The organism is Kocuria sp. p3-SID1428, assembly GCF_025149945.1.
Taxonomy (GTDB): domain Bacteria; phylum Actinomycetota; class Actinomycetes; order Actinomycetales; family Micrococcaceae; genus Kocuria.
On the sequence record NZ_JALXVH010000060.1, the window covers coordinates 1 to 14,356 of the forward strand.

Sequence of the window (14,356 nt, forward strand, 5' to 3'; positions counted from 1 at the left end):
CACTGTAGTGCGAGGTCATGACGGCGCAGCCGCCGGGGCGCCTCAGGCGCCGAAGCGCGCGCCCCGGGGATCCGAGGGCATGAGGGTGAACACCAGCAGGATGATGCCGCCCACGCACGGCACGCACGAGATGAAGTACCACCAGCCGGAGCGATCGGTGTCATGCAGGCGGCGCACCGTGATCGCGATCGACGGGACGATGGTCGCCAGCCCGAAGAGCAGGAGCAGCCCGTAGAACAGCATCACGACTGCCAGGGCCAGCCCGACACAGACCCACCAGTACTGCGAGCGCGAAGCGCGGCCGGAGAACTGGACGTACTTCTTGAAGTAGTCCTTCATGACCGAGCCGAGGCCCATGGGCTCACCGGGGTGGGTGCCCTGTGGCAGCTGACCCCCTGCTGACCCCTGCGCCGTATCCGGGCTGCTGCGGGTACGGGGGCGTGCTCATGAGGGCCTTTCGCCGAGCGCCGGAGCCGGTCCGCTCCAGTGCCCGGGGGCCGGACGACGATCGCTGGGGCTCAGCCCTCCTCGGCCTGAGCCCGGTTCGGCACCACCATCACGGGGCACACGGCGTCGACCAGGACGGCCTGGGAGACGGAGCCCATGAGCAGACCGCGGAAGCCGCCGTGGCCGCGCGTGCCCACCACCACGAGATCCGCGGACGCAGAGGCCTGCACGAGGGCGTCGGCGGGACGGCCCGAGAGGATGTGGATGCTGGTGCCCAGCCCGGGGAACTGCTGGGCGACGCCGTCCTCGACCTTCTGCAGCATGTTCCGCGCCGGCTCCGTGAGCTGCTCGGCGACGGCCTGATCGAGCTCCGCCGAGCCCGAGGGCAGCGAGGTCATGGACGGGATCACCGTCACCAGGGAGAGGCCCTTGCCGTGGGCCTGGGCGTACTCGGCGGCCTGCTTGACCGACGGGGACTCCAGCCCGAGCTTGTCGACGGCCACGACCACGCGGTCGGTGAAGTCGCCCTGGGAGGAATCGGAACTCTCCGGAAGCACGATGACGGGGCACTCTGCGTGGGCGGCGGTGGCGGCGGAGACGGAGCCCAGGCGACCGCGCAGACCGTGCCGGCCGCGCTTGCCCAGCACCACCAGGGAGCTGTCCCGGGATTCGTTGACGAGGACTCCGGCGACGTCGCCGCGCTCCAGGATGCCGCGGGCGGAGACCCCGGCATCCTGGGCCTTCTGCACGGCGCGGCGGGCGGTCTTCTCCGCCTCCTCCTCGATCTGCTCCAGGAACGGGCCGGTGATCGCGGCATCTGCCATGACCTGGCGCCCCGTGGAGACCACCACGATCAGCTCGCCGTCGGCCGACCTGGCCTCTTCGATGGCCCAGTCCAGGGCCGTCTCCGCGAACTCCGAGCCGTCATAGCCGACGAGGATCTTCTGGGTCATCGCTCTGCCTTTCCACGCTGAAAGCTGCTGGAGAGGCCCTGTGCGACCTGGTGGATCGGGCCCGGAGACCGTGCGCCCTGCGACGCCGCTCCTGGCTGCCTCTCCGCTGCCATTCTATGACAGCGCGCACATCCGGACCCGTTCGGATGGCAACCGACGGCATCCGCGCGCCCCGGCCGAGGCAGCTCGTCGGCGCGCCCGCACCTGGCCCAGCGGCTCCCTGACCCCACCCCATCGACTGGCCGATTCCCCACCGCCCCCGCATCGACTGGCCGAAGAGGCACCCGGGGGCGGCTCAGGCCTGCAGCAGCCAGCGATCTCCTCGGGCGCGCATTCCCAGGGTCACCCCGCGAGCCCCCATGTAGCCGAACGCGTAGGCGATCCACAGCAGCATCAGCCCGAGCGCACCGCCCTGATCCGCGAGCACCAGGGCCGCGAGCATCGGCAGGTAGACCACCAGGTTCACCACGCCGGCCAGGGCCAGGTAGCGGGCGTCGCCGGCGCCGATCAGCACGCCGTCGAGCACGAACACCCATGCCGCCAGCGGCTGCCCCACGGCCACCACGATCATCCCGAGCGCGAACAGCCGCTGGACCTCGGGCGAGGGCGTGAGCACAGGCGCGGCCAGCGGCAGGACCAGCCCCACCACGAGGCCGGTGACCACGCCGAAGACCATCCCGAAGACGACGATCCGCCGCACCAGGGCGCGCACGGCATCCCGAGCCTCATCGCCCTCAGGGCCTTGGTCCCGGGTGTCGCGAGCGCCGGTCTCCTTGCCCACGAGCGCCTGCGCGGCGATGGCCAGGGCGTCGAGCGCGTAGGCCATGACGTTGAAGATGGTCATGATCAGCTGGTAGGCCGCGAGGTTCTCAGCCCCCTGGCGAGTGGCGACCACGACCGTGAGCATCAGCGCGGCGCGCAGGGAGACGGTGCGCAGCATGAGCCACGAGCCCACGCCCATCAGCCCGGCGACCCGCCGCGGGGAGGCGGCCATGCCCACGCCCTCATCACGGCAGCGCCGCCCGAGCAGCACCAGGTACACGGCGGCCATGGCCCACTGGGTGAGGCTCGTGCCCAGGGCCGCACCGGCCACACCCATGCCGACCCCGTGCACCAGCGTCACGTTGACGCCCACGTTCAGCACCGCGCCGACCATGGCGATGACCAGCGGCGTGCGGGTGTCCTGCAGCCCCCGCAGCACGCCCGTGGCCGCGGTGACGAGCAGGATCGCAGGCAACCCGGGCAGCGACCACCACAGGTACGACGAGGCCTGCTCCAGCACGTCGCCCTGACCGCCCATGGCCTGCAGCAACGGCCGTCCCAGGGCAGCGCCGAGCAGCGCCAGGACCACACCCAGGACCGCGCCGAGCCAGAGGCCGTCGCGGCCCACCGCCAGCGCCTCGCGCATGCGACCGGCGCCGAGGTGCTTGGCCACCGCGGGAGTCGTCGAGTAGGCCAGGAACACCATGAGCCCCACGGCTGTCTGGACGACCGCCCCGGCCAGGGCCACGCCGGCCAGCGGCTCGGTGCCCAGCCGCCCCACGATGACGGTGTCCGCCAGCAGGAACAGCGGCTCCGCGATGAGGGCGCCGAAGGCCGGCACTGCGAGTCCCAGGATGCGCCGATTCAGCCCCTTGCCGCCCGGCACATCGCTGCGCTGCACCCGTCCTGCCTCCGTCGTCTTCCATCGTCTTCGAACGCGTGCTCCACGCGCCCGTTGCTAGCCTTCCACAGTACCCATCCAGGGCCCTTCGGCCTGCCCCGCATCCCCCAGGAGGTCTCGCGATGGCCCGCTCCTCCGGCGGACGCCCCGTGCGCTCCTCCCACCCCTCGTGGCCCCCGCTGCGCGTGCGCGCCGTGGTCAACGGACTGCGCGCGACCACTGCCGGCGTCGGCCTGCTGTGGCTGACCTGGGGCGTCCTGGACTTCACCGTCTACGACGCCTCCGCAGTGCCGGCTCCCGTGCGGATCATCGCCCTGTGGTTCGCGGTCGGGATGCCGATCGCCTGGCTGGGCATCGGGCTGCACCTGGTCGTGGCCGGGCTGCTCAGCTCGGACCGCGTCCTGCTCGCCCACGGCTCCGCGCAGTGGGAGCCCGGCGCGCAGGACGACGTCCTGCGCGGCGTCCGCGTGCGCCGCTGGCGGGTGGGGCTGTTCGGCGGCCGCCGCCTGTCCGCTCCCACGCTGGGCTGGCTCCCCGAGCTCTCCCCGTACGCGCTGGCGCCTCTGGGCGGCGGCGTCCTGGCGCTGGTCGTGATGCTGGCCTGGATGGCCCGCGGCTACGGCGCCGGGGTGATCGCGCTGATCGCGGCGATCCTGTGGCTGGGCTGGCGGCTGCTGCGCGGCTGGCAGGCCTGGAGCGACGTCCGCGATCTCCGCGCCCGCCCGCGCCCCTCCGACCTGGAGGCGGAGTCCACCCCGGATGAGGTCTGGGAGGACGAGCACTGGGACGACGACTGGCAGGACGAGCCCGCGCCTGCCCGCAGCCGCGCCGAGGACCTCGACTCGACCGCGGCGCTGCCCCGCTACCGCGAGGACCGGCCGACGGCCGCGAGGATCGCCGCGACCCGTCGCGTCGATCGCGCCGACAACGATGACCCCACCGATGCCCTGCCGCTCTACGTGGACGACGAGGACCCCCGCGAGCACCCGGAGGACGGCCCCCAGACCGCCCCGCTGGAGACCGTGCCGCGGCGCGACGAGCCCTTGCGACGGGGGCGCCGCGGGAGTCGTCGGGCCCGTGGGGACTCCGAGCGGGCCCCGGCAGACGACGGCCCCCCAGAGGTGTTGGTCGACCGCTCCGTGCAGCGCGCGATCCGTGCCAAGCAGGCGCGTCGCGGTGCCGCCACGGAGCGGGAACCGGAACGGGGACGCTCCGGGCGAGGTCGAGGCAGCGTCCGCGAGCGTCAGCGCCCTGGCCCCGCGGCGGCCGAGGAGAAGCCGCAGGGGCTGCGCGCCTACCTGGGCCAGCGCAGCCACCAGGGTCACGAGGATTCGGGGACGCGCTCCCTGCGCGAGTCCGGCGAGCCGAGCCCGCGTCGGGAGGACCGGGGCCCCGCACCGCGCCCGCGCTCGGTGTCGCGTCCGGGGCGCTCGGAGGAGCCGTTCGACCAGGAACGCCCTGCAAGCAGCGGCGCGCCCTCGTCCGCCGATGCAATGGACGAGATCTACGGCCACGACGACCATGCGCCGTCGCTGCTGTCCTACCTCTCCCGCCGCCGCGACGACGAGGCCCGTTGAGGAGCTCGCGCGCAGCCTGAGCGCCGCGCAGGAAGCACCCGCCGCCGGCCGTTTCGGATGCGCGGGGAGGCTCTCGTCAGCGCCTGCCCTCTGCCCTTCAGTACCCGCGCAGCTGCTCGAGCTTGCGGCGGTCCTTCTTGGTGGGCCGCCCCGCACCGCGGTCGCGCTGCGGCACGGCCGAGCGCAGCTGGGGCGGCGGCGGGGTCGAGCGGTCCTCGTAGCACTCCCTGGCCACCGGGGCGCCCACGCGCTTGAGCAGCAGTCGGCGCACCACGAGCTCCTGCTGCCAGCCCGGGCGTCGGACCGTGACCGCGTCCCCCACGCGCAGCGCCTGCGCCGCCTTCACGGAGGCGCCGTTGAGCCGCACATGCCCGGCCCGGCACGCCGTCGTGGCCTCGGAGCGAGTCTTGAAGATCCGGACGGACCACAGCCACACGTCCAGGCGGACGGAGGCGGGGCCGTTGTCAGGCGCGGTGCTCATGGCGTCATCCTCCCATTCGGGGCCGATCAGAATTCTTCGCGATGTGGTCTTGCTCACACACGAGGGCAGGAGTAGCGTCAGCGGTACCACAGGTCGACAGACGGGAGTGCGAATGGAGAAGGCATCCATCAGCGGGACCGACACGGGCAGGGCTGCAGAAGCCGCGCAGTGAAGGCCGGAGCAGACCGCAGCAGCCGAACCGGTTGACGATCGAGCCCAGCACAACGGGAGACGGGTCATCAACACACTGGCGGCTCGCATGCGGCGCAGGCGATAACCATCGAGAAGAGCACGGTGGCAAGCCGACCTCGCAGTAGGACCGCGAAGACCAGGACGAGGACCCCGGAAGCGATCGCGACGCTTCCGGGGTCCTCGCATGTCCTGGCTCCCGGCACCTCCAGAGCCTTCCGAGGTCACGGCAGACGCAGCTGCACGGGCACGTCGCCCCCGCGAGGAGTCGCTTACGCAGACCATCGCTCACCGAAGCCCTGCGTAAGCCACTCCCCGCGGACTCCTCAGTCGCCCCGGGTCGCAAGACGGGCACCCCGGACAGCGCGGTGCCCCGGCTCGCAGGAGCCGGGGCGCCGTCGTGCGCTGATCCCGTGGGCGGGATCGTGCGTCAGCCGATCAGGAGGCGACCGTGGAGGCCAGGCGGTTCATGGACTCCTCCAGCTCCTCCTCCGAGATCATGGGGAAGTGGACCTTCTTGAGGATCTCCGGGTTGGCGTCCTTCCAGGTGTACGTCTGGGTGACGCGCGTGCTGTCCTCGCCCAGCGGCTCGAGCTCCCAGACCCACTCCCAGCCGTTGTCCTCGACCGTGGTGCCCTGCCTGGCGGGCTTCCAGGCGATCAGCTTGTTCGGGTCGAATCCGGTGACCGTGTTGTCGGTCTTGTAGTCGCCGCCCTGGTCCTCGCGGTGCATGTCCATGGTGAAGACGTCGCCGGTCTTCTCGATGCGCTGATCCGAGCCGTTCTTGATGTTGCCGGAGCCGTCGAAGTCGACGTGGCGGGCCGGCAGGGACAGGATCTGGAAGATCTCGGCAGCCGGGGCATCGATCTCGCGAGTGACGGTGACGGAGGTGTCGGTGGTCGTCATGCTGAAGTGCTCCTTTTTCATCAGGGGACTTTCGTGTGACCAGAGTAGGAACTCTGCGCTGCGGATCACAACGGCGTTCTCCCGCAGAGGAACGGCGGAGGGCCTGACTAGCCTGAAGGCATGCAGCAGCGCACCGTGATCGGCCTGGACATCGGCGGGACCTCCACGCGCGGTCTGCGCGCCGACGGTCCCGCGACCGCACCGGGCGCGGAGCTCGTCGTCGGCGCCGAGGCCTCCGCGGGCAGCTCCAACGTGCAGAACGTGCCCCGGGACCAGGCCCGCCGGCGGCTGGCCGCCGTGCTCGGCGAGCTGGGCGCGGCCAAGCTGGATCCGACCGCCCGCCGTGTGGACGTGGTGATCGGCGCTGGCGGCGTGGACACCGACGACGACGCCCGCCGCCTCGAGCAGCTCGTGCGCGAGGCGGCGGGGGCCCTGAGCGGAGCACGGTTCCGGATCGTGCACGACACCCGCCTGCTGCTGGCCGCCGCAGGAGCGGACGAGGGCATCGCGCTGATCGCCGGCACCGGCTCGGTGGCCTGGGGACGCACCGCCGACGGCTCCGAGGCCCGCCGCGGCGGGTGGGGCTACCTGCTCGGCGACGAAGGCAGCTCCTTCTGGGTCGGCCGCGAGGCGGTGCGCCGGGCCCTGCGACGGGCCGATGCCGGCGAGCCGGCCGATGAGCTCGACCGCGCCGTGCTCGAGGCCCGCGGGCTGAGCGACCGCACGCAGCTGATCGCCGACTTCCACGACCGCTTCGAGCGCACAGCCTGGGCGGGGCTGGCCGCCCAGGTGGATCGCTGCGCGAGCACAGGCCACCTCGGTGCCCGCGAGCTGCTAGGGGCCGCCGCAGGGCATCTGCTCGAGATGGCGGCGGGCGTCGGCGAGCAGCTGGGCCTCACGGGCCCGGTCGTGCTGGGCGGAGGGCTGGGGTCGTCGTCGACCCTGGTGGGGGCCCTTTCCGAGCAGGCTGCGGACGCCGGGCTGAGCGCCCCGGAGCCTCTGCAGGTTCCGCCGGTGCGCGGGACGCTGCGCCTGGCCCGGACCTGAGCGCCGGCGCCCTCGCCCGCGTAGGCTCGGGGCACACACCCCCGTCCGATGAAAGAGGTGCTGATCGTGTCCCCGAATAGCTCCAGCGGCTCCCACGAGCAGCCGGGCGGCGCGCTGTCGCAGCCCTCGCAGCTCACGCAGGCGGATCCGGAGCGCCTGAGCGCGCTGACGCGGGATGCGGAGGCCTCCCGCCAGAGGCTGCGGGCCGTCCTGTCGGACACCGGGGCCGAGCCCCGGGATCGGGTGGCGGCCGCCGTGCTGCTCGAGGCCGTCCTCTCGGACAGCGGCGCGATCGAGTTCCTGGACGACGAGACCGCCGCCAGCACCCAGGCCCTCGAGCTGCGGTTCGCGCCGGCGCTGCGCCCCGCCGCCGCACGGGCCCTCGGCACGCCGGCGACCGTGCAGCTGCTGAGCTGGGCCGCGCAGTCCAGCCCCGGGGCACCTCCCGTGGAGGCCGCCGAGGCGGCCGCGCACCTGGGCGTGGACGACGACGGGCTCATCTACGGCCGAGTCTCCCAGCGAGCCGTACAGATCGCCGAGCAGAAGGGCCTCAGCCGCGCCCTCAAGGACCGGCTGCGCCGACTCACCGACGCCCTGGGCCTGGCCGATCGGCAAGCCCGACGCCAGCGCGCCGAGCAGACCCCCGCAGACGGGGACACCGCGGCGGGCAGCAGCTCGACGCCACAGGCTCCTGCTCACCAGGACGACCCCAAAGCACAGGATCGCGACCGCCGGGGCGACTCCGCCCCGCGGGCCGCCGAGCGGCGGGGCGAGTCCGGGTCGCAGGATCGCGATCCTCAGGACGACCTCGCCCCGTCGTGGACCTCGGACGACGATGCCGCCCTGGCCTCGATGCTGGGTCGAGAGCCGGACGATGAGCCTGTCTCGGATCGGTCGCGCCCGTCGGGCGATGCGAGCACTCAGCCCCCGCAGGCCCCGGACTTCGGCCGGCCCGTGGGCTTCGACGGCGGGGGCACCGCCGCCTTCGACCGACCCTCCGGCTCCGATGAGGACGTCCCGCAGGCCCAGCAGGGCAATGGCCCGGGCTACGGCCCCGGCAGCGGCACGACCGAAGGCCAGCCGCCTCGCTCCTACGACTTCCGCTACCTAGGCGATGAGACGCCCAAGCCCACCACGGAGGCCGAGAAGGCCGAGTTCCGCACCACGCTGCGCAACTGGGGGATCTTCGCGCTGGCGCTGGTCCTGGTGCTGATCATCGTGGGCTTCATCCTCTGAAACGGCCACGATGATCAGCGCAGGCCTCACCGGGCGGTGAACTCCCACGGGCCGCTGGACTCCACGGTGATGAAGTACTCCTCGGCCGGCAGCTCCATGGTGCCCTCGCCGGGGCCGATCTCGTTGAAGATCGTCTCGGCGGTGGGGCCGTCCGGATCGGCAGTCTCGGCCTTGACGATGAAGTTGCCGTCACCCTCGACCTGGACGTCGAAGGAGCCGGCCTCTTCGCCCGTCCAGTGGAAGACCTTGGAGCCGTCGGCCTTGACCGACTGACCGGGGCTGACGTCCGGGATCTCGTCGATCGAGTAGACGTCGAACTGCCACTCGACATCGTCCTCGGCCGAGACCTTCACATCCGTGATGCGCTCGTCCATCCAGTAGGGATCTTCGAAGCCCACACCGGTGGTTCCGGGGACCACGCCGCCCATGGAGGTGGTGGAACCGTCCGTGCGCTGACCGGTGAAGTAGGCGTAGATGGAGCTGTCCCCGCTGGCGGAGCGACTGGTGTAGACCGGCGCGTCCTCGCCGTCCGGGTGCTCCAGGGCGAACTCGCCGTCGCCGGAGCCGGACTCGGACTGCACCGGCTCCACATCGGGCAGGCCGGACAGCTCGACCACATCGCCCGTGGCGGAGGCCGAGCCGCCGTCCTCGGAGGAGTCGTCGGACGGGTCGTCAGAGGCTGCCTCCGAAGCATTCTCGGAGGCGTCCTCGGAAGCATCATCCGAGGACTGGTCCGTCGACTCCTCGGAGGCTTCAGCGGAGGACTCGGCGCTGGACTCGGCCGAGGAGCCCTCCGAGGCCGTTTCGCTGGCACCGGCGGACTCATCCGCGCCCTGGGACTCCTCGGAGGAGGACGAGCCGTCGGAGGGGTCTTCCTCGCCGGAGGGCACGCAGCCGCTGAGGGCCAGCCCGGCGCTGATCGACAGGGCGCCGAGGATCAGCGGCGAGCGTCGTCGCCGGGGCGCGCTCGAGTGCAGCTGCTCGACGAGCTGGGCGTCCAGCTCCTCATGCTCGGCGGGGGACGGCTGAGTGGTCCGTGACTTCCGGAAGCTCATGGGGGTGCTCCTTCTGCGCGGTGATGCGGCGGATGCCGGTGGGTCCGGCTCTGACTCCATCCTGCCCCATCCGTTCCCTAAAGCACACACCTGTGTCGGCATGTCCCCGCATGACGCTCGCAGCGCGGGCCGCCCCGCATGTCGGCGCCCGGCCATAGGCTCGGCAGACGACCCCGGAAGGACAGGGGCCAGCCGACCGCAGGAGGAACCATGACCGCCGCCCAGCAGCTGCTCGAGGATCTCGCCCGCCGCCCCGCCGACACCGCACGACTCGTGCTCGACGGACTGGGCCTCCAGGAGGCGCACACCCAGCCCGACGGAACCCACAACTCGATCGTGTGGCTGATCTGGCACGCCGCCCGCCAGGAGGATCTCCAGGTCGCCCAGCTCAGCGGCCGGGAGCAGGTCTGGAGCGCAGGCCGGTGGGGGCAGCGCCTGGGCATCGATCGCGGAGCCGAGGACTTCGGCTTCGGCGACTCGGCCCAGGACGTCGGCGCGGTCACCACCAGCTCGCTCGAGCAGCTGGCCGCCTACCTCACCGAGGTGACGGAGGAATCAGCGCGCTACGCGGCCTCGCTGTCGGACGACGAGCTCACCGAGGTCATCGACGACTCCTACGACCCGCCCGTGACCCGCGGCGTGCGTCTGATCTCGACCTTCGAGGACGCCTCGACCCACGTGGGCCAGGCCGCCTATGCCCGCGGCCTGGTGGAGTCCGGCTGGACGATCGGCTTCTGAGGCCTCCCCGGCCGCTCAGCGCAGGTCAGCCCTGCGCAGGCCCGGCAGAGAGACCGGAGAACCACTGCCAGGTGCGATCCTTGGCCTCGGTCATGGACCCGGAGACGATCCAGGCGATGTCATCGGAGCTGAGCGGGAACAGGGGGCGCTTCACGGCCTCCTCCCCCGCGACGTCCGCCGCACCGCCGTACTGGAGCTGATCGGCCCCGGTCGGATCCAGCTCGGCCCAGGGGTCCTCCTGCAGCTCCCCCGGGCGCGCCAGGCTCCACAGCTGGGCGAAGCTCAGCGTCGTGCCGCAGCGCCCGGCGAGCTCCCGCGCCACTGCGGCCGCACCGCGCAGCGGGCTGGCGTCGGGGGCTTCGGCCTCCGCCCCGGACAGGGCCTCAGCCTCACCGTCGGCAACCTGCAGGAAGGCCGCCAGCAGCGCCAGGGCCGCATCCAGCAGCGCCTCGTCGGCCTGCACAGGGTCCTCGGCCCCCGGAACTGCGACCCCGGGCGGCGCCGCCGGCAGCTGCGGCAGGATCCCGTCGAGCTGCTCCCACACCCAGCGCAGCCAGGACCACTGCGCGGGAGTCTCCGGACGGGTCTCCGGCTCCCAGTCCGTGGCAGCAGAAGCCCAGTCGGCGTCGAGGGCGGGATCGCCGGCGACCTTCGATTCCTGCGGCTGCTGGGGCGGGAGGGGTGCGGCGGGGTGGCTGAACATGCCGCCAGGCTACTGACCACGGGCACCAGATGTGCACGACGACGCCGCGCCGCAGCCCCTTGCTGGGGTTCTGCGGCGCGGCGTCGTCAGCCATCGGTGGACTCGGGGCCTGCTGCCTCCAGCTCAGGAGCCGGAGCTGGCTGCCTCGTACTCCTCCTCGGTCATCGGGGTGAAGCTCCAGTTGCCGTCGGCTTCGACCGCGATGATGTACTCGCCGTCCTCGATCTCCAGGCCGCCGGTCACGGCGCCGATCTCATTGAAGACGTACTGGGTGCCGGAGCCGTCGTCCTCCGGGGACTCGCCGTGGACGATGAAGTTCGACTCGCCGTCGTGCTCCACGGCCATGAAGGCGTCGTCCTCGGAGTTCCAGCGGACCAGGCCGGAGCCCTCCGACTCGACGGTGTCGCCCGCAGTGGCCTCCGGGATGGCGTCCATCTCGTAGAAGCTGATCGTGTAGGTCTCGCCGTCCTCGGCCTGCATGTCCCACTCGGAGGTATTGGAGTCCAGGCCGCCGTTCATGCCGTAGGGGTCCAGCAGGAAGGTCGAGGACTCGCCCGAGTCCGCGCCGTCGAGCATCTGGCCCTTGTCGGCCTCGCCGTAGATGTAGGTGTACTCCTCGTCCGAGGTGTTCTCGAAGACGACCACCAGGGGCTCGTCGTGCTCCGGGATCTTGACCGTGCCGCCGCCTTCGCCCTCGATGACCTCGAGGGGCTCACCGTTCATGGCGCCGGCATCGACCGTGTCGCCCGTGGCCGCGCTTCCCGAGGAATCCGAGTCCTCGGTGGCCTCACCGCTGGCCTCGGAGTCCTCGTCCGTGGGGGCGCCCTTGGCGTCGGTGCTCGCGTCGTCGTCCGCGTCCTCGGAGGGGGTCTCGCTCGAGTCCCGGTCGGAGTCGGTCGAGTCCTCGGACGGGGCCTGCGTCTCGGCTGCGGGCTGCTCGGTCTCGGCTGCGGGCTGCGTGGCCTCGGTCTCCTCGACGGCCGGCTCCGAGGTGGGAACGCAGGCGGAGAGACCGAAGGCGGCGGTCACCGCCAGCATGCCGACGGTCAGCGGGGTGCGGAGAGTGCGATTCGTGCTCATGACGACCTCCTGAGATCGTGTCATCGGTGGTGCTCGGGGGATGTGCCTGTCGGTCCTCTTCGTTCCGACACCCCAGAGTTAACCATCGCAAATGTACAGGCGCAAACCCCTGGTGCTCGTGCGGGCGAATGTGACGAACCTTTACTTCCGCAAACGAGGCTGCTCGAACACGCGAGAGCCCGGCGGGCTCGGACCGCCCGCCCGCGAGCGATCAGTCCTCGACCGGCTCGTAGTTCTTCTCGTAGTCGTCCTCGGTGATGGGCGCGAAGCTCCAGTTGCCGTCGGCGTCCACGGTGATGATGTACTCGCCGTCCTCGACCTCCAGGCCGCCGTCGATCGCCCCGATCTCGTTAAAGGCCAGCTGCGAGGTGGAGCCGTCGTCCTCCGGGGACTCGCCGTGGACGATGAAGTTCGACTCGCCGTCGTGCTCGACCGCGTAGTAGCCGTCGTCCTCGAGGTTCCAGCGGAAGATGCCGGTGCCCTCGGCCTCCGCGCCCTGACCGTCCTTGACCTCCGGGACGGAGTCCAGCGGGTAGAAGCTGATCTTGAAGGTGTCGCTGGAGTCGCCCTCCATCTTCCACTTCTTGGTGTTCGAGTCGAGCCCGCCGTTGTAGCCGTACGGGTCGAGCAGGAAGATCACGGTCTCGCCGGTCTCGGTGCCCTCGAGCATCTGGCCCGGATCGGCCGTGCCGTAGAGGTAGCTGAACTCCTCCTCCGAGGTGTTCTCGAAGACGACCACCAGGGGATCGTTGTGCTCGGGGATCTCGACGGTGCCGTCGCCCTCGCCCTCAACCACGGAGATCGGGTCGCCGGAGAGCTTGGTGGCATCGACCATGTCGCCGGCCGGAGCGGCGTCCTCGGAGTCCTTCGAGGAGGCATCCTCCGAGGGCTCGGAGGATGCCTCCTCCGAGGCTTCGTCCGACGTGTCGTCCGAGGTCTCCTCGGAAGCATCGTCGGAGGACTCCTCCTGGGCCTCCTCCGACGGCGCCTGCTCGGCCTGGGTCTCCTCCGAGGACGCGGCCTCGGCCTCCTCGGCCTGACCCGAATCGCTGGAGTCGTCCTCGACCGTGGGCACGCAGCCCGAGAGACCGAAGGTGGCGGTGAGGGCCAGCAGGCCGACGGTCAGGGGGGTGCGCAGATGACGATCCAGGCTCATGCGGGGCTCCTTGGGGATACGGCGACCAGACGGTGCGGGGGCCATGAGGGTGACCTCACGCACTCAAGACCTCCCCAGGAAATCACCACGGCACACACCAGAGGTAATGCGAAGTCAACATCTCGATACATGACATCGGATGGGTCGAGGACGGGTTCCCCGCACCGCTGCCTCGGATGTCCCCGGACGGACCCCTCCCTCTACCCTGGAGCCATGACGACGCTGCCCGCCCAGCTGGCGACCGCCCGCACCGCCCTGTTCACCCCCGCCCTGCGTCCCGATCGAGTGCTCAAGGCGCAGGGTTCGGGCGCCGACTGCGTGGTCGTGGATCTCGAGGACGCTGTGGCCGCCGCGGACAAGGACACCGCCCGCGAGCACCTGCTCGCTCTGCTCACCGGAACCCATGAGGCCGGTGCCCTCAAGGGACCAGTGGCTGTGCGCGTGAACAGCCCGCAGACCGAGGCGGGACGTGCCGATCTGGCCGCGCTGCGCCGTGCCGCGCGAGCCCATGAGCACAGCGGCTCGGCACGGGCCGCCGCTGCCGCCGTGGGAGCCTCCGCTCCGGGGTGCACCGATGCCCCCGAGCCGCTCGACGCCGTGCTGATCCCCAAGCTGGAGACGCTCGAGCAGGTCCACGAGGTGCGCGACGGCCTGGGCTTCGAGCTCGGGATCGTGGGCACCGTGGAGTCGGCCACCGGGCTGCTGGCCCTCGAGGAGATCGCGGCCGATCCGGCCGTGGTGCGCCTTGCGGTCGGTGCGCTGGATCTGGCCTTCGACCTGGGCTGCTCAGCGGATTCCCGCACCATGGCCGCGGCGATGGCCCGTGTGGTCACCGTCTCGCGCGCCTGCGGCATCGCGGGCCCGCTGGACTCCCCGACCCCCGAGTTCCGCGACCTGGAGCCTGTGCGCAGCGCGGCACTGCGCGCACGGGAGGACGGCTTCACCGGGAAGCTGTGCATCCACCCCGCACAGGTGGCCGAGGCGGCACAGGTCTTCGCCCCCACCGAGGATGAGCTCGCCTGGGCCCGCTCGGTCGTCGAGGCGGTCGACGGAGCCAGTGCCGTGGACGGAGCCATGGTCGACGCCCCCGTGATCGCCCGAGCCCGACGCGTCCTGGCCGACGGC

Annotated in this window: 14 protein-coding genes; 5 read left to right on the forward strand and 9 right to left on the reverse strand. The window is 71.7% G+C overall.

Features of this window, described 5'->3' with window-relative positions; genetic code table 11:
* Positions 1 to 42: 42 nt before the first annotated feature.
* The 3 genes from M3E84_RS10955 to M3E84_RS10965 form a co-directional block, all read right to left on the reverse strand.
* The gene (locus M3E84_RS10955) at positions 43 to 357 is read right to left on the reverse strand and encodes a DUF805 domain-containing protein (protein WP_259896220.1); all 315 of its coding nucleotides are present in this window, start codon (positions 355 to 357) and stop codon (positions 43 to 45) included.
* 161 nt (positions 358 to 518) lie between these two features.
* Positions 519 to 1,400 (reverse strand): universal stress protein, encoded by an 882-nt coding sequence (locus M3E84_RS10960; RefSeq protein ID WP_259896222.1) that lies wholly within the window; start codon positions 1,398 to 1,400, stop codon positions 519 to 521.
* Positions 1,401 to 1,695: 295 nt separating this feature from the next.
* Entirely contained in the window at positions 1,696 to 3,063 is a 1,368-nt protein-coding gene (locus M3E84_RS10965; protein ID WP_259896224.1) for an MATE family efflux transporter, read from the reverse strand.
* Positions 3,064 to 3,185: 122 nt separating this feature from the next.
* Here M3E84_RS10965 and M3E84_RS10970 point away from each other — a divergent pair, with 122 nt between their 5' ends.
* Positions 3,186 to 4,640: a hypothetical protein gene (locus tag M3E84_RS10970; protein WP_259896225.1), complete on the forward strand. Its 1,455-nt coding sequence runs from the start codon at positions 3,186 to 3,188 to the stop codon at positions 4,638 to 4,640.
* A gap of 97 nt (positions 4,641 to 4,737) precedes the next feature.
* On the opposite strand, the gene M3E84_RS10975 is transcribed toward M3E84_RS10970, so the two are convergent.
* A complete protein-coding gene (locus tag M3E84_RS10975; protein ID WP_259896227.1) occupies positions 4,738 to 5,121 on the reverse strand; it encodes an RNA-binding S4 domain-containing protein in 384 nt (127 codons plus the stop codon).
* 627 nt (positions 5,122 to 5,748) lie between these two features.
* Entirely contained in the window at positions 5,749 to 6,216 is a 468-nt protein-coding gene (locus M3E84_RS10980; protein WP_259896228.1) for an SRPBCC domain-containing protein, read from the reverse strand.
* A 120-nt stretch (positions 6,217 to 6,336) separates the two neighbouring features.
* On the opposite strand from M3E84_RS10980, the gene M3E84_RS10985 reads away from it, so the two are divergent.
* Both M3E84_RS10985 and M3E84_RS10990 read left to right on the forward strand, forming a co-directional pair.
* Entirely contained in the window at positions 6,337 to 7,263 is a 927-nt protein-coding gene (locus tag M3E84_RS10985) for an N-acetylglucosamine kinase (RefSeq protein ID WP_259896230.1), read from the forward strand.
* Between the two features lie 66 nt (positions 7,264 to 7,329).
* Positions 7,330 to 8,499: a hypothetical protein gene (locus tag M3E84_RS10990; protein ID WP_259896231.1), complete on the forward strand. Its 1,170-nt coding sequence runs from the start codon at positions 7,330 to 7,332 to the stop codon at positions 8,497 to 8,499.
* A 26-nt stretch (positions 8,500 to 8,525) separates the two neighbouring features.
* On the opposite strand, the gene M3E84_RS10995 is transcribed toward M3E84_RS10990, so the two are convergent.
* Complete coding sequence (locus tag M3E84_RS10995) at positions 8,526 to 9,554, reverse strand: hypothetical protein (protein ID WP_259896232.1); 1,029 nt, start codon at positions 9,552 to 9,554, stop codon at positions 8,526 to 8,528.
* Positions 9,555 to 9,764: 210 nt separating this feature from the next.
* Here M3E84_RS10995 and M3E84_RS11000 point away from each other — a divergent pair, with 210 nt between their 5' ends.
* The gene (locus M3E84_RS11000; RefSeq protein ID WP_259896234.1) at positions 9,765 to 10,292 is read left to right on the forward strand and encodes a mycothiol transferase; all 528 of its coding nucleotides are present in this window, start codon (positions 9,765 to 9,767) and stop codon (positions 10,290 to 10,292) included.
* 25 nt (positions 10,293 to 10,317) lie between these two features.
* On the opposite strand, the gene M3E84_RS11005 is transcribed toward M3E84_RS11000, so the two are convergent.
* The 3 genes from M3E84_RS11005 to M3E84_RS11015 all read right to left on the reverse strand — a co-directional run bounded on the left by M3E84_RS11005 (position 10,318) and on the right by M3E84_RS11015 (position 13,231).
* Positions 10,318 to 10,995, reverse strand: a complete 678-nt coding sequence (locus tag M3E84_RS11005) for a hypothetical protein (protein WP_259896236.1) — start codon at positions 10,993 to 10,995, stop codon at positions 10,318 to 10,320.
* Positions 10,996 to 11,118: 123 nt separating this feature from the next.
* A complete protein-coding gene (locus tag M3E84_RS11010) occupies positions 11,119 to 12,075 on the reverse strand; it encodes a hypothetical protein (protein WP_259896238.1) in 957 nt (318 codons plus the stop codon).
* A 211-nt stretch (positions 12,076 to 12,286) separates the two neighbouring features.
* Positions 12,287 to 13,231: a hypothetical protein gene (locus tag M3E84_RS11015; RefSeq protein WP_259896239.1), complete on the reverse strand. Its 945-nt coding sequence runs from the start codon at positions 13,229 to 13,231 to the stop codon at positions 12,287 to 12,289.
* 213 nt (positions 13,232 to 13,444) lie between these two features.
* Between M3E84_RS11015 and M3E84_RS11020 the strand changes: the two genes are divergently transcribed.
* Positions 13,445 to 14,356 (forward strand): CoA ester lyase (locus tag M3E84_RS11020; RefSeq protein ID WP_259896240.1); only part of this gene is annotated, 912 nt, incomplete at its 3' end.

Bases quoted from the DNA above. Each gene is read 5' to 3' on its own strand.
- M3E84_RS11015 (WP_259896239.1), bottom strand. From the start codon at position 13,231: ATGAGCCTGGATCGTCATCTGCGCACCCCCCTGACCGTCGGCCTGCTG.
- M3E84_RS10970 (WP_259896225.1), top strand. From the start codon at position 3,186: ATGGCCCGCTCCTCCGGCGGACGCCCCGTGCGCTCCTCCCACCCCTCG.
- M3E84_RS10985 (WP_259896230.1), top strand. From the start codon at position 6,337: ATGCAGCAGCGCACCGTGATCGGCCTGGACATCGGCGGGACCTCCACG.
- M3E84_RS10960 (WP_259896222.1), bottom strand. From the start codon at position 1,400: ATGACCCAGAAGATCCTCGTCGGCTATGACGGCTCGGAGTTCGCGGAG.
- M3E84_RS11005 (WP_259896236.1), bottom strand. From the start codon at position 10,995: ATGTTCAGCCACCCCGCCGCACCCCTCCCGCCCCAGCAGCCGCAGGAA.
- M3E84_RS10995 (WP_259896232.1), bottom strand. From the start codon at position 9,554: ATGAGCTTCCGGAAGTCACGGACCACTCAGCCGTCCCCCGCCGAGCAT.
- M3E84_RS10955 (WP_259896220.1), bottom strand. From the start codon at position 357: ATGGGCCTCGGCTCGGTCATGAAGGACTACTTCAAGAAGTACGTCCAG.
- M3E84_RS11000 (WP_259896234.1), top strand. From the start codon at position 9,765: ATGACCGCCGCCCAGCAGCTGCTCGAGGATCTCGCCCGCCGCCCCGCC.
- M3E84_RS10980 (WP_259896228.1), bottom strand. From the start codon at position 6,216: ATGACGACCACCGACACCTCCGTCACCGTCACTCGCGAGATCGATGCC.
- M3E84_RS10975 (WP_259896227.1), bottom strand. From the start codon at position 5,121: ATGAGCACCGCGCCTGACAACGGCCCCGCCTCCGTCCGCCTGGACGTG.
- M3E84_RS11010 (WP_259896238.1), bottom strand. From the start codon at position 12,075: ATGAGCACGAATCGCACTCTCCGCACCCCGCTGACCGTCGGCATGCTG.